Source organism: Sphingomonas pruni NBRC 15498, assembly GCF_001598455.1.
Taxonomy (GTDB): Bacteria; Pseudomonadota; Alphaproteobacteria; order Sphingomonadales; family Sphingomonadaceae; genus Sphingomonas; species Sphingomonas pruni.
This window is the reverse complement of the sequence record NZ_BCYZ01000035.1, coordinates 1-12,847: the sequence shown is the minus strand read 5'-3', so window position 1 is coordinate 12,847 and position 12,847 is coordinate 1. Positions and strand designations below refer to the sequence as shown.

The window sequence follows — 12,847 nt, the reverse complement described above, 5'->3', positions numbered from 1 at the left end:
TTGCCTATCTACTCGCCAATCGCAACTCGAGGAGATGCCACGTGGCCGATTTGTCGTCCTTCCCGATCACCAGGAAATGGCCGGCGGCCGATCCGAACGTCCTCCAATATTATGGCCTGCCGACGCCGAATGGGGTGAAGGTGACGATCATGCTGGAGGAATTGGGCGTGCCGTACGAGGCGCACCTGGTCGATTTCGCCAAAGACGACCAGAAGTCGCCGGAGTTCGAAAGCCTCAATCCGAACGGCAAGATTCCCGCGATCATCGATCCCGACGGTCCCGGCGGCAAGCCGATGGGGCTGTTCGAAACCGGCGCCATTCTGCTCTATCTTGCCGACAAGACCGGTAAGTTCATTTCCGCCGACCCGGCGGCTCGATGGGAGACGATCGCCTGGCTGATGTGGCAGATGGGCGGCCTGGGCCCGATGTTCGGCCAGCTGGGCTTCTTCAACAAATTCGCCGGCAAGGACTATGAGGACAAGCGCCCGCGCGACCGCTACGTCGCGGAAAGCAAGCGGCTGCTCGGTGTGCTCGACGGGCGGCTGGATGGCCGCACCTGGATCATGGGCGACGAATATACAATCGCTGACATCGCGACGCTGGGCTGGGTGCGGAACCTGATCGGCTTCTACGAAGCGCGCGACCTCGTCGAGTTCGATACGTTCAGGAATGTTGCGGCGTGGCTGGAGCGGGGACTGGCGAGGCCAGCGGTCGCGAAAGGACTGACGATCCCGGCGAGGCCGGCAAGTTAACGGTAGCGCGGGCTTCTCATTCTCCCCTCCCTGGAAGGGAGGGGTTGGGGGTGGGTGCCGCCGAGGCACTCGGCGGTCTGGTTGAGTACGAACGTAGCGGCTCCATCAGGATTGCGGAGCACGTCGCTATTCCACAGCCTAATCACCCGCCAGCCTTGTGCTTCGAGATAGGCGGTTCGCTCGGTATCGTACGTCGCTTGATCGTGATGCTGACTGCCGTCGATCTCGACGGCCAGCTTCGCCTCTCGGTTGGCGAGATCGACGATGTAGAGGTCATCGATCGAAAGCTGCCGAGTGAAAGCTGGACGGTAGCGTGAGATGAGTCGCCATAACGCTCGCTCCGCCGGCGTTGCATTCTTGCGGAGTGATCTCGCCCGATCGGTCATCACTTTCTTGACTCGTCGCATTCCGATCGCTCCCGATGCGAGCTGCGCTCGCATACCCACCCCTAACCCCTCCCTTGCAGGGAGGGGAATATCGATGTTCCCTAATCGTTCCAATTCGGATACATCCCGGCCATGGCCAAACCCCAGAAGCGTTACGTCTGTCAGGCATGCGGATCGGTTGCGACCCGATGGCAGGGGCAGTGCGTCGATTGCAGCGAATGGAACACCTTGGTCGAGGAGGTGGGCGGCAACGTCACGCCGTTCCAGGCCAAGCATAACCTGCAATCGGGCGGGCGGGCGATCGCGCTGATCGGGCTGGATGCCGAAGTGAAATTGCCCGATCGCCTGGCGACGGGGATCGCCGAACTCGATCGCGCGCTGGGAGGAGGGTTCGTCGAAGGGTCGGCGACCTTGATCGGTGGCGATCCGGGGATCGGCAAGTCGACGTTGCTGCTTCAGGCGGCGGCGTGCCTGGCGCGGCGTGGTGAGCGCGTCGTCTATGTCTCGGGCGAAGAGGCCGCGGATCAGGTGCGGCTACGCGCACGACGCCTCGGGCTCGGCGATGCCCCGGTCGAACTCGGCGCCGCGACCTCGACGCGCGATATCCTGACGACCTTGGGGCAGGGACAGCGGCCGGCATTGCTGGTGATCGATTCGATCCAGACGATGCATTCGGACCTGATCGAGGGCGCACCGGGCACCGTCAGTCAGGTGCGCGCGTCGGCGCAGGAATTGATCCGTTTCGCCAAGGAACGGGGCAGCGCGGTGGTACTGGTCGGCCATGTCACCAAGGACGGGTCGATCGCCGGGCCGCGCGTGCTCGAACATATGGTCGACACCGTGCTCAGCTTCGAAGGCGAGCGCAGCCACCAATATCGCATCCTCCGCGCGATCAAGAACCGTTTCGGCGGCACGGACGAGATCGGCGTGTTCTCGATGGAGACCTCCGGCCTGAATGAGGTCGCCAATCCGTCGGCCTTGTTCCTGACCCACCGCGAAGAGGGAATGACCGGCGCGACAGTTTTTCCGGCATTGGAGGGCACGCGGCCGGTATTGGTCGAGATCCAGGCGCTGGTCGTGCGGCTGGCGTCGGGCGCAACGCCGCGGCGCGCGGTGGTGGGCTGGGATTCGGGCCGGCTGGCGATGATCCTGGCGGTGCTCGAGGCGCGGTGTGGGCTCAGCTTTTCGACTTGCGAAGTCTATCTCAACATCGCCGGCGGCTATCGCGTGCAGGATCCGGCAGCCGACCTTGCCGTCGCGGCGGCGCTGATCTCGGCACTGAGCGAGCGGCCGGTGCCTTCGGATGCGGTTGCGTTTGGCGAGATCGCGCTGTCGGGCGAAGTCCGCCCCGTGGCGCACGCGCCGCTCAGGATGAAGGAGGCCGCCAAGCTGGGCTTCGACCGCGCGCTGGGGCCTGCTTCGACCAAAAGCGAGAATGAAATCAAGATCAGCGGTTTCCGCACGCTCGGTCAACTCGTTGACCATATGTTGGGTCGGGGCTAGCTGTCGGGCCGGGTATGGGGCTGACCGGATTAGATATCGCCGTCCTTCTGGGCGTTGGCGCGGCCGCGGCGCTCGGCTGGTGGCGCGGTTTCGTGACCGAGGTGCTGTCGCTGCTTGCCTGGGTGCTGGTGGTGTTCGCGCTGAAGGCGCTGCACACGCCCCTGACCACGGCGCTGACCGGGATCGTCGGGACGAGTTCGGGGGCGGCTATACTCGCCTTCGCGCTGATCGCCGGGATCGCCTATTTCGGCGGACGGATGCTGGCGCGGGCGATGGGCAGGCGTACAAAGCAATCGATCCTGGGCCCGCTCGACCGCGCGATGGGGTTCGGGTTCGGTGCGCTCAAGGGCCTGATTCTCGCCAGCCTCGCCTTCCTGTTGCTGGTATTGGTCTACGATACGATCGATGGCGGGCCGAAGCAGCGCCCCACGTGGCTGACCAAGTCGCGAACCTATCCGTTGCTGAACGCGACCAGTGCGTTCGTCGCGGATTTCGTCGCCAAGCGCCGCAAGGGACAGGCGATGTTTGGCAGCGACAATGCCAGCGACGCCGCTACCAATGCCAACGATGCTGCGGATGCCGGTAATGCGAGCGATGCTCCGGCTCCCAAGAAGGCCAGCAAGGTTGGGCCGCATCGTTCACGCTCTGCGCATTAGGGTCCGCTCCCAAATTCGGCCGAAGGGGTCGCGCTTTTCGTTACGCTCGCCTACATGGCCGTCAGGATGAACGCGCCGCTCTACAACACTGAAATTCTGCGGCTCGCAGCGTCGATCCCGCATCATCAGCGGCTCGCCGAGCCGATGGGAACGAGCGAGAAGCGCTCGCCGATTTGCGGCAGCCGCGTGACCGTCGACGTCAATCTGGCCGATGGTCGCGTCAGCGAAGTCGGGATGCTGGTGCGTGCCTGCGCGCTGGGCCAGGCATCGTCCTCGCTGCTCGCCGCTAACATCCTCGGGAAGACCCCCGCCGAACTCGCGACGGCGCGCGACGAGCTTACGGCTTGGCTGGCGGGAGAAGGCTCCGCGCCGAGCTGGCCCGATCTCGACATCTTCATCCCCGCGCTGACCGTCACCGCGCGCCATCCCTCGATTCGCCTGGCGTTCGAAGCCGCGGCGGAAGCGGCGGCGATCGCGGCGATGTCGACCACCGGAAACGACGCCTGATGCACGGCGCATCGATGCTCCGCGACGGCGTCGTCATGCTCGGCGTCGGGATGGTGTTCGTCCTGTTGTTCCGCCGTCTCGGCCTGGGCGCGACCCTGGGCTTCCTCGTCGCCGGCGCGCTGATCGGGCCGCAGGCGTTCAACCTGATCGGCGACGCGCAAGGAAAGATCAGCGTCGCGGAGCTCGGCATCACGCTCCTGCTGTTCATCGTCGGGCTCGAACTCAATTTGTCACGCCTGTGGAAGATGAAGCAGGACATCTTCGCGATCGGGCTGATCCAGGTGCTGACGTGCGGCCTGGCGATCGCGTTGATCGTTCATGGCATAGTCGGTTTCTCTTGGCAGGCCGCCCTGGTCGTCGGCATGCCCCTGGCGCTGTCCTCGACCGCGCAGGTGTTGCCGATGCTGCAATCTGCCGGGCGCTTGCGCACGCCGTTCGGCGAACGCGCCTTCGCAGTGCTGCTGTTTCAGGATTTGTCGATCGTTCCCTTGATCACGCTCGTCACGATCCTGTCGCGCAATCCTGCGGATCAGCAGGGGCCGCCAGGCTATCTGCTGTTCATCTATACCGTGCTGGCGATTACCGGGCTGGTGCTGGCGGGCCGGTACCTGCTGCGGCCATTGTTCCGCGTGATCGGCAATCTCGGCGAGCGAGAGATGTTCGTGTTCGCCGCCCTGTTCACGGTCACCGCATCGGCGGCGGTGATGGAATATCTGCATTTGTCGACCGCCCTGGGCGCGTTCGTCGCCGGCGTGATGCTGGCCGATTCGCCGTACCGCCATGAGCTGGAAGCCGATGTCGAGCCGTTCCGCTCGATCCTACTGGGACTGTTTTTCCTGGCGGTCGGCATGTTGTTAGATCTCCACGTGATCGCCGATCGTCCGTTCTTCGTGATTGGCATGGCGCTGGCCCTGATCGCGACCAAGGCGGCGATCATCTTCGCCATCGGGATGGCGTTCCGGATGAACTGGCGCGGCGCGCTGGCGCTCGGCCTGTTGCTCAGCCAGGGGGGCGAGTTCGGGTTCGTGCTGTTCGCGCAGGCGCAACGCGCTTTCCTGATCGAGCCCGCCGCCGTCAGCGTCTTCAGCGCTGTGGTCACTCTGTCGATGGCGACGACGCCTTTCCTGATGATGGCGACGGCGCGTATCCGCGAGGCGCCCGAGGTCACCGGTGACCGCGAAGGGCCGCGCGCCGACGGCGCCAATGCATTGGTGGTCGGCTATGGGCGATTTGGCCAGACAGTGTCGCAGATGCTGATCGCCGCCGGCGTGCCGGTGACGCTGATCGATACGGATATCGAGATGATCGACGTCGCCGCCGAATTCGGCGCCAAAGTCTATTATGGCGACGGCACGCGGCTCGATCTCTTGCGCCAGGCCGGCGCGCATGAGGCGGAACTGATCCTGTTCTGTATCGATGGCGACCAGCTCGACGCCGACCTGATCGAGGGTGTGCACGAGGCATTTCCCAAGGCCGCCATATTCGCGCGCACCTACGACCGACGTGCGCTGATCAAGCTCAAGGGCTCGCCGATCTCCGGTGTCGTGCGCGAAGTGATGGAATCGGCAATCAAGATGGGACGGATGGCGATGAACGCGATCGACATCGATCCGGCCGAAGCCGACCGCGCCGAGGACATGTACCGCGCGCGCGACAAGGAGCGGCTGAAGCTCCAATATGAAACCGGCGATTTGCGCGCGGCGCGCGACCGCATCATCACCAGCGACGAGCGCGAGGAGATTTTCGCCGCGACCCGGCGCGAGATCGCGGCCGATGCCGACGCCGCATCCGAACCGGTGGGCGCGGAGGAATTGGGAAGAGGGCAGGAACCATGAACTGGATCGCGATCCTGGCCGCTTTGTCGGGTGCGCTGGCGGTCGGCGCGGGCGCGTTCGGCGCGCATGGCGCGAGTGGGCAAGCGGCGGAGTGGCTCAAGACCGGTGGACAATATCAGCTGATCCACGCGGTCGCGGCGTTGGTGGCGCTGAAGATGGAAGCCAAGGGACCTGCCGCGTTGTTCGTGATCGGCGGCTTGGTGTTCGCCGGCACGCTTTATCTGATGGCACTCGGCGCGCCGCGCTGGTTCGGCGCGATCACGCCGATTGGCGGCTTGGCGCTGATCGGGGGATGGCTGTGGCTGGCGTGGAGCGTGGCGAAAAGCAGCGCGTGATACGGTCTATCGCTGATCCGATAGCGACCAATGCACTGCGAGAACCGAAAAACGATCTGCCCCATCTTTGCGAACATAACGGGCATGGGCCCGCGCCATGTCACAAGTTCCCTTGTCGAGGTCCGGGTCGCCCGTGGTGGCCACGATGCGGCATCCTTTTACCTCACCGTTGGGGTCGACAGTAAGGACGATCGTAGCGTTTCCTTGCACATGTCGTCTGGCTGCTGCCGGGGGATAGTCATCATCAGTGAACCACTGGCCAGGGTTGCCTAACGGCGTCGCCCTCGCAGCCGGATCGACGCCCCAGCTTCGCATAAGGTCATCGTTGCACTTCTCCGCAGCGTCGATCACCGGTTGAAGCTTTCCCGTCTCCAGTGTTACCGCTTCCTTTCCGGCAGTGATCGCCAAGCTTGTCGCCTGCCCGATCTGGGCCATCGTGTCTGCGTCCAACGACATTTCGTAACTTCGAGCCCCATCAAGTTGGGAGTCGCGGCTGACATATCCGAGCGTCTTTTCGGTGTTAGCAGGTTGCAGCGAGATTTTAGCTGTTCCGTTCCTGACACCACTTCCTTCGATATTCGGTGCCACGAGGATCAGCTTTGCGCCTATGACATCCAGCGATACGTACGGCTGGAGCGCTATATAGGTGGCGGGTTCGGCACCGAATGGGCGCGATGCGACGCACTTGTCGGCGCGATAATCGACTGTCCATTTCCCTGATGGCGCCAACCCGGCGTCGGTGCCGGCAGGTGCGAGCAAGCTCGTCAAAAGCATCGAACCCTCCTTAAGTCATGACCGCGGCGATATCCGGAAATCAGCGTCCTGTATCGAGCTTTGGTGATGGAGCAGGGGGGGCATAAACCGGGCGGAGCCGCCCCTGGCGATCGCGGTACAGATAGCGATCCTCATCCTCCTCAATCGCATGCGGCGACACGCGATCAGGCGCCGTCGCGAACTCGCCGGCGATCGCCTGAGCCTCGCGGTCGGAGCGCCGGCCGCGACGTACCCAGATAATCCCGATCCACAGTAGCGCGGGCCCGGTGACGATGATCGGCAGGATCTGGACCGCCGTCGCCAGTACGTTCCAGCCATCACAACCGCCGGTGCACCGCCCAGTCAGCCAGTCGAACAGCGCCTGGAGCTCGACGGCCCCCGACACCTGGATGGTCATCAAGACCATCGCCGGCAGATAGACCACACACCCCAGCGTCAGCAGCGCGACGCGAACGAGGTGCTTTCTGGTCACCGCTCGGCGTCGAGGAAGGCCTCGACATCGGCAAGGTCGACCGAATGGTCGAGATAGGTCCGGCCGATGCCGTGCGCGAGGAGAAAGGGCAGGGTGCCCGCGTCCATCTTCTTGTCGTGCCGCATATGGTCGACCAACGTCGCGCCGCTCGCGTCAATTCCCGCGGCTTTGATCCCGTCCGGCAGGCCGACTGCGCGCAGATGTACCGCGACGCGCTCGGCGTCCTGGCCGGGACACAGGCCGCGCCGCGCCGAATAGGCGAAAGCCAGCGCCATGCCCGCCGCGACGCCTTCGCCATGGAGCAGGCGGTCCGAAAACCCCGTCTCCGCTTCCAGCGCATGTCCGAACGTATGGCCAAGATTGAGCAAGGCGCGCTTGCCCGTCGTCTCGCGCTCGTCCTCGGCGACGATCCGCGCCTTGGCACCGACCGAATGCGCGATGGCATGTTCGCGCGCTTCGGGATCACCGGCGAGCAGCTTGTCGCCATTCGCCTCGCACCATTCGAAGAAGGCAAAATCGTCGATCAGGCCGTATTTGACGACTTCGGCGTAACCGGCGCGCGTCTCGCGGGCGGGCAAGGTGTCGAGCACGTCGGGATCGATCAGCACCAGCCCCGGCTGGTGGAAGGCGCCGATCAGATTCTTGCCGGCGCGCGTATTGATCGCCGTCTTGCCGCCGACCGAACTGTCGACCTGGGCAAGCAGGGTCGTCGGTATCTGGACGAAGCCGCACCCGCGTTTGACGATCGAGCTCGCGAATCCGACCAGATCGCCGATCACGCCGCCGCCCAGCGCGATGACATAGTCACCGCGCTCGACGCCGTGCGCGAGCAGCCGGTCGGTCAGGGCTTCGAGCTGAGCCCAGCTCTTGGTGCCTTCGCCGGGCGGCAGTACGATGGCTTCACTTGCGATGCCGGCAGCAGCGAGCGCGGCCTGCAGAGTCGCAAGATGCGGCGCGACATTGGCGTCGCTGACGATGGCCATCGACCTGCCGCGCGACAGCGGCTTCAAATGCTCGGCGGCGCGGTCGAGCAGTCCGCGCTCGATCACGATATCGTAGCTGCGCGAACCGAGCGAAACGGGAACGATGGTCACAGGCCGATGGCTTTCAGGATGGCGTTGACGGCCGATTCGTGCGGCGCCTGGTCGCTGGCGATGCGAATCGGAGCCTGGGCATAGATCGGATTTCGAACCGCGGCGAGTTCGTCGAGCACCTCGCGCGGGTTGCGGTTGCGCAGCAAGGGGCGCGTGTCGCGGCGGCCCACGCGTTCGGCCAGGATCCTGGTCGGCGCATCGAGCCAGATCGCGATCGATTGATCGAGGATCAGCGCCCGCGTTTCGTCGTTGATGAACGCGCCGCCGCCGGTGGCGATCACCTTGGGCTTCCCGTCGACCAGGCGCGCGATGACGCGCCGTTCGCCGTCGCGGAAATACGCTTCACCGAATTTCTCGAAGATTTCGCTGACGGTCATGCCGGCGGCTTCCTCGATCTCGGTATCGGCATCGACGAAGGGCAAATGCAGCCGCGCGGCGAGGCGGCGGCCGACGGTCGACTTGCCGACGCCCATCAACCCGACGAGCACGATCGGCTTGCCGGTCCAGGAAAGAAAGGGAGGAGCGCTTTGCAACATGGGCTTGGGGGCTATACAGCGCACCGCACGCTCGGGCACAAGCGCCGAGCCGGGCGGCGTGTCGGTTTGAACGCCGAAAGAGTGTAAAGGTTATTGTCGCATGTCGCGAATGTTGGTGGTGCTGATCGTCGTGCTGGTGGTGTTGGTGGGGGGCATGTTCTTCCTGTCGAACCGGGCGCATGAGTCGCAGCAGACCCGGGTGGAAAAGGCTGTCTCGCTTGCGAATCTCCAAGGCTAGCGCTGGCGCGTCGGCGCTGGCGATAGCGCTGCTCGCCGCAGGCGGCGCGGCGCTCGCGCAGAAAAAGCCCGAATCGATCCTGCCGCCAGGGTTCGACCAGCCGGTCGCGCCTGCTCCCGCGCCGCGTCCGTCGCCGCGTGCCCAGACCCCGGCGCCGACATCGGCTCCGGCGCCGGCTCCCGCGCCGACGACGTCTCCCGCTATCAGCGTCGCGCCGACGGCCAGCCCGGCCGCTCCCGCGTTGCCGCTACCCGCGCCGGCCGCGACCGATCCGTTGACCGGGCTGCCGATCGCGGCTCCGACACCCGCGGCGACATCGGGACAGGTACATTACACCTTGCCCGAATCGTCGCGCCGCAATCTGGCGATGATCGGCATTTTGCCGACCGCCGAGCGGATGATGAATCCCGCGGCGTTCGGGAATGCCGATGGCCGCTACATAGAGCGGCTGATGCGCGACACGCGCGCACCGATCGCCTCGCGCTGGGTGTCGATCGCGCTGCGCCGTTTGTTGCTGCAGCCGATCAGCACGCCCCGCAACGTCAACGGTGCGGATTTCGCCGCCGAGCGCGCCTGGTTGCTGCTGCGTATGGGCGAATCGGTCGGCGCGCGCGCGATGGTGCAATCGGTCGACCCGCAGGATTACACGCCGAAACTCTATCAGGTCGCTATGCAGGCGGCGCTGGCGACCGGTGATGTCGGCGCGATGTGTCCGTTGGCCAACGACGCGGTCAAGGTATCGAGCGAGCCGGCCTGGATATTGGCGCGCGCAATGTGCGCTGCTTTATCGTCGGCGCCCAGCCAAGCGACGCCGTTGATGAATCAGGCCAAGCGCGTCGCCGCCGGCGTCGACCTGGCGCTCGCGCAGAAGATCGCGGGGCGCGGGTCGAACAAGGGCGACGTGGTGATCGAATGGGACGGCGTCACTAACATCAATACGTGGCGTTACGGCCTGGCGATGGCCGCCGGCGAGAAGATTCCCGATACGCTGTTCGAGGGCACCGGACCTCAGATGCGCTATTGGCAAGTGCTCGCGCCCCAGGAAACGCCGGTGGAGCGATCGCAATTCGCTGACCAGGCGGCGGCGCAGGGCGTTCTCTCCAACCTCGCATTGGTCGATCTCTACGGCCTGATCGATGCGGGCGACGATCAGGGCAATCCGGCCAACGGCGTCGCGAGCGACCTGCGCACCGCTTATGCGGGCGAATCGCGCGATGCGCGGCTCGGTGCGCTGCGGGGGCTGTGGGGCCAGAATAGCAACGGCCTCACCGGCTATGGCCGGCTGGTGCTGACGGCGCGTGCCGCCAAGCGCATTCCGGTCGCGGACAAGACCGATGGCAGCGACCAACTGGTCGCCTCGATGCTCAGCGCCGGGCTCGATCGATCGGCGGCGCGGTGGCGCAATACGGTGGCGCGGGGCAGCCTGGGGTGGGCGCTGATCCTGGTGTCCGATCCCGACAGCAATGCGCGTTATGGTTCGGGCGAAGTCGGGGCCTTTTCGGGCGATGCGGCCAAACAGCGGATGTTCGCGGCCGCGCTTGCCGGGCTCGCCAGGCTCGATCCGGCAGTGGCGCAAAGCTATGGAGCGGACGTGCAAGGCGGCAATAGCTGGACTCGTGCGATCGATCGCGCCGCGGCGCAGCGCCATCCCGGTGAAGTGCTGGTGCTGAGCGCGGTCGGTTTGCAGACGCAGGACTGGCGCGGTGTGTCGCCGGCGGCAGTGTTCCACATCGTCAACGCATTGCGGATCGTAGGGCTGGGCAGCACCGCGCGGATGGTCGCCGCCGAGGCCGTGACGCGGGCCTGATGGCCGCGACCGACCTTCACGATCATGCGCTGATCGAGCGGTTCCTCGAAATGCTGGTCGCGGAGGCCGGCGCCGCGAAGAACACCGTTGCCGCTTATGCCAGCGACTTGCGACTTGCCTCTGAGGCGCTGAAAGGGCGGTTGGCCTCTGCCGGCGTGAAGGACGTCGAACGACTTGGGAACGGCTGGCGCGATCTTTCGCATGCGACGGTCGCGCGCAAGGCGGCGGCGCTGCGCCGCTTCTTCGCGTTCCTGTCCGATGAAGGGCATCGCGCCGACGATCCAGGCGGCGCCTTGCCGCGGCCCGGCGCACGGCGGCCTTTGCCCAAGGTACTCAGCCATCAGGATATCGATCGCCTGTTCGCGGCGATCGCCGAGCGACAAGCGCGCGTTCCGCCCGATCCCAACGACCTGCGTCTCTCGGCCCTGATCGAATTGCTGTACGGATCGGGACTGCGCGCGACCGAACTCGTCTCGCTGCCGCGCAACGCCATCCAGCCCGATCGCCCTTATATCATCTTGAAAGGCAAAGGCGGACGCGAGCGGTTGGCGCCGGTCTCCGACCGAGCCCGTGCCGCCGTGGCGGCATGGCGCGCGCATGTTTCGAGCGACCGGCCATGGCTGTTTCCCTCGGGTAAGGGGCATTTGTCGCGCATCCGCCTCTACCAGTTGATCAAGGCGCTGGCGGCCGATGCTGGCATCCCGCCCGACCGCATCAGCCCGCACGTGCTGCGCCACGCCTTTGCCACCCATTTGCTGGAAGGGGGCGCGGACCTGCGCGCGCTCCAGGCGATGCTGGGGCATGCCGATATCGCGACGACCGAAATCTACACGCATGTCGACAGCAAACGGCTGATCGAGTTGGTCAACACGCGTCACCCGCTCGTTGACGTTGCCCCGAGGCGGGCCTAACCCGCCCGGCCATGGCAACCTTCCTTGAATTCGAGAAGCCGATCGCTGAGTTGCAGGGTCGGATCGATGAACTTCGCGACACCGCTTCGGATGGCGCGATCGACATCGATTCCGAGGTCAAGCGGCTGCAGACCAAGTCGGACGCTTTGCTCAGGGCGACCTATGCCAGGCTGACGCCGTGGCAGAAGACGCAAGTCGCACGCCATCCGGATCGACCGCATTTCGGGGACTATGTCGCCGGGTTGTTCGAGGATTTCATGCCGCTGGCCGGCGACCGCGCCTTTGCCGACGATCAGGCGATCCTGGGCGGTTTCGCGACGTTTCGCGGGCAGAAGGTGATGGTGATCGGCCACGAAAAGGGCAACGATACCGCCAGCCGGCTCAAGCACAATTTCGGCATGGGCAAGCCCGAAGGCTATCGCAAGGCGATCCGCCTGATGGAACTCGCCGACCGGTTCGGCCTCCCGGTGCTGACCCTGGTCGACACATCGGGCGCGTTTCCCGGCGTCCAGGCCGAGGAGCGCGGCCAGGCTGAAGCCATTGCGCGCTCGACCGAGGCGTGCCTGAAGCTCGGCGTACCGATGATCGCAGCAGTGGTCGGCGAGGGCGGATCGGGCGGTGCGATCGCGCTGGCGGCGGGCAATCGCGTGCTGATGTTCGAACACGCCGTCTATTCGGTGATCTCGCCCGAAGGCTGCGCCTCGATCCTGTGGCGCACCGCCGACAAGGCGCCCGACGCCGCCGAGGCGATGAAAGTCACCGCGCAGGATCTGAAGGGGCTGGGTGTGATCGACACTATCGTGTCCGAACCGCTGGGCGGTGCGCATCGCGACCCCGACGCGGCAATTGCGGCACTGGGCGACGCGATGGCCGACGCGCTGAGCGGGCTGCACAATCTCGGCCCCGATGATCTGCGCCGGGACCGTCGCGACAAATTCCTGGCGATGGGCCGGCTTTAAAATCCCTCTCCCATTGGGAGAGGGAGGGAGCCGCGCGTTGCGCGGCGGAAGGGTGAGGGTAGGCGCTTTTCGCTCCACTCGA

Annotated in this window: 15 protein-coding genes; 10 read left to right on the top strand and 5 right to left on the bottom strand. The window is 65.4% G+C overall.

Translation table 11 applies throughout. The annotated features are described in order from the left end of the window. Positions 1–41: 41 nt before the first annotated feature. Entirely contained in the window at positions 42–752 is a 711-nt protein-coding gene (locus SPR01S_RS11870) for a glutathione S-transferase N-terminal domain-containing protein (protein WP_066589869.1), read from the top strand. Here SPR01S_RS11870 and SPR01S_RS21250 read toward each other — a convergent pair. Beyond that, a complete protein-coding gene (locus tag SPR01S_RS21250) occupies positions 749–1,138 on the bottom strand; it encodes an endonuclease domain-containing protein (protein ID WP_369405272.1) in 390 nt (129 codons plus the stop codon). The two genes, SPR01S_RS11870 and SPR01S_RS21250, sit on opposite strands and share 4 nt — an antisense overlap. Before the next feature lie 132 nt (positions 1,139–1,270). Here SPR01S_RS21250 and radA point away from each other — a divergent pair, with 132 nt between their 5' ends. The 5 genes from radA to SPR01S_RS11845 all read left to right on the top strand — a co-directional run bounded on the left by radA (position 1,271) and on the right by SPR01S_RS11845 (position 5,974). Next, a complete protein-coding gene (radA, locus tag SPR01S_RS11865; protein WP_066589865.1) occupies positions 1,271–2,641 on the top strand; it encodes a DNA repair protein RadA in 1,371 nt (456 codons plus the stop codon). A gap of 14 nt (positions 2,642–2,655) precedes the next feature. Further along, positions 2,656–3,297, top strand: a complete 642-nt coding sequence (locus SPR01S_RS11860) for a CvpA family protein (RefSeq protein WP_084251136.1) — start codon at positions 2,656–2,658, stop codon at positions 3,295–3,297. A 66-nt stretch (positions 3,298–3,363) separates the two neighbouring features. Then, complete coding sequence (locus tag SPR01S_RS11855; protein ID WP_066589923.1) at positions 3,364–3,804, top strand: iron-sulfur cluster assembly scaffold protein; 441 nt, start codon at positions 3,364–3,366, stop codon at positions 3,802–3,804. After that, positions 3,804–5,639: a cation:proton antiporter domain-containing protein gene (locus SPR01S_RS11850; RefSeq protein ID WP_084251135.1), complete on the top strand. Its 1,836-nt coding sequence runs from the start codon at positions 3,804–3,806 to the stop codon at positions 5,637–5,639. The genes SPR01S_RS11855 and SPR01S_RS11850 overlap by 1 nt, the downstream gene beginning before the upstream one ends. Beyond that, positions 5,636–5,974, top strand: a complete 339-nt coding sequence (locus SPR01S_RS11845; RefSeq protein WP_066589863.1) for a DUF423 domain-containing protein — start codon at positions 5,636–5,638, stop codon at positions 5,972–5,974. Before SPR01S_RS11850 ends, SPR01S_RS11845 begins: the two co-directional genes overlap by 4 nt. Before the next feature lie 6 nt (positions 5,975–5,980). On the opposite strand, the gene SPR01S_RS11840 is transcribed toward SPR01S_RS11845, so the two are convergent. From SPR01S_RS11840 to SPR01S_RS11825, 4 genes are read right to left on the bottom strand one after another with little or no spacing between them, the layout of a single operon-like run. Continuing rightward, on the bottom strand, positions 5,981–6,748 hold the full coding sequence (locus SPR01S_RS11840; RefSeq protein ID WP_066589861.1) for an energy transducer TonB: 768 nt from the start codon (positions 6,746–6,748) through the stop codon (positions 5,981–5,983). 40 nt (positions 6,749–6,788) lie between these two features. Further along, a complete protein-coding gene (locus SPR01S_RS11835) occupies positions 6,789–7,220 on the bottom strand; it encodes a hypothetical protein (RefSeq protein ID WP_066589859.1) in 432 nt (143 codons plus the stop codon). Then, positions 7,217–8,314: a 3-dehydroquinate synthase gene (gene aroB / locus SPR01S_RS11830; RefSeq protein ID WP_066589858.1), complete on the bottom strand. Its 1,098-nt coding sequence runs from the start codon at positions 8,312–8,314 to the stop codon at positions 7,217–7,219. Before aroB ends, SPR01S_RS11835 begins: the two co-directional genes overlap by 4 nt. After that, on the bottom strand, positions 8,311–8,850 hold the full coding sequence (locus SPR01S_RS11825; RefSeq protein ID WP_066589857.1) for a shikimate kinase: 540 nt from the start codon (positions 8,848–8,850) through the stop codon (positions 8,311–8,313). The genes aroB and SPR01S_RS11825 overlap by 4 nt, the downstream gene beginning before the upstream one ends. Positions 8,851–8,965: 115 nt before the next feature. Between SPR01S_RS11825 and SPR01S_RS22120 the strand changes: the two genes are divergently transcribed. From SPR01S_RS22120 to SPR01S_RS11810, 4 genes are read left to right on the top strand one after another with little or no spacing between them, the layout of a single operon-like run. After that, complete coding sequence (locus SPR01S_RS22120; RefSeq protein WP_281178784.1) at positions 8,966–9,088, top strand: hypothetical protein; 123 nt, start codon at positions 8,966–8,968, stop codon at positions 9,086–9,088. Next, entirely contained in the window at positions 9,069–10,895 is a 1,827-nt protein-coding gene (locus SPR01S_RS11820) for a hypothetical protein (RefSeq protein WP_066589856.1), read from the top strand. The genes SPR01S_RS22120 and SPR01S_RS11820 overlap by 20 nt, the downstream gene beginning before the upstream one ends. After that, entirely contained in the window at positions 10,895–11,806 is a 912-nt protein-coding gene (locus SPR01S_RS11815) for a tyrosine-type recombinase/integrase (protein WP_066589855.1), read from the top strand. The genes SPR01S_RS11820 and SPR01S_RS11815 overlap by 1 nt, the downstream gene beginning before the upstream one ends. Positions 11,807–11,817: 11 nt before the next feature. Continuing rightward, complete coding sequence (locus SPR01S_RS11810) at positions 11,818–12,765, top strand: acetyl-CoA carboxylase carboxyltransferase subunit alpha (RefSeq protein WP_066589853.1); 948 nt, start codon at positions 11,818–11,820, stop codon at positions 12,763–12,765. Positions 12,766–12,847 lie beyond the last annotated feature (82 nt).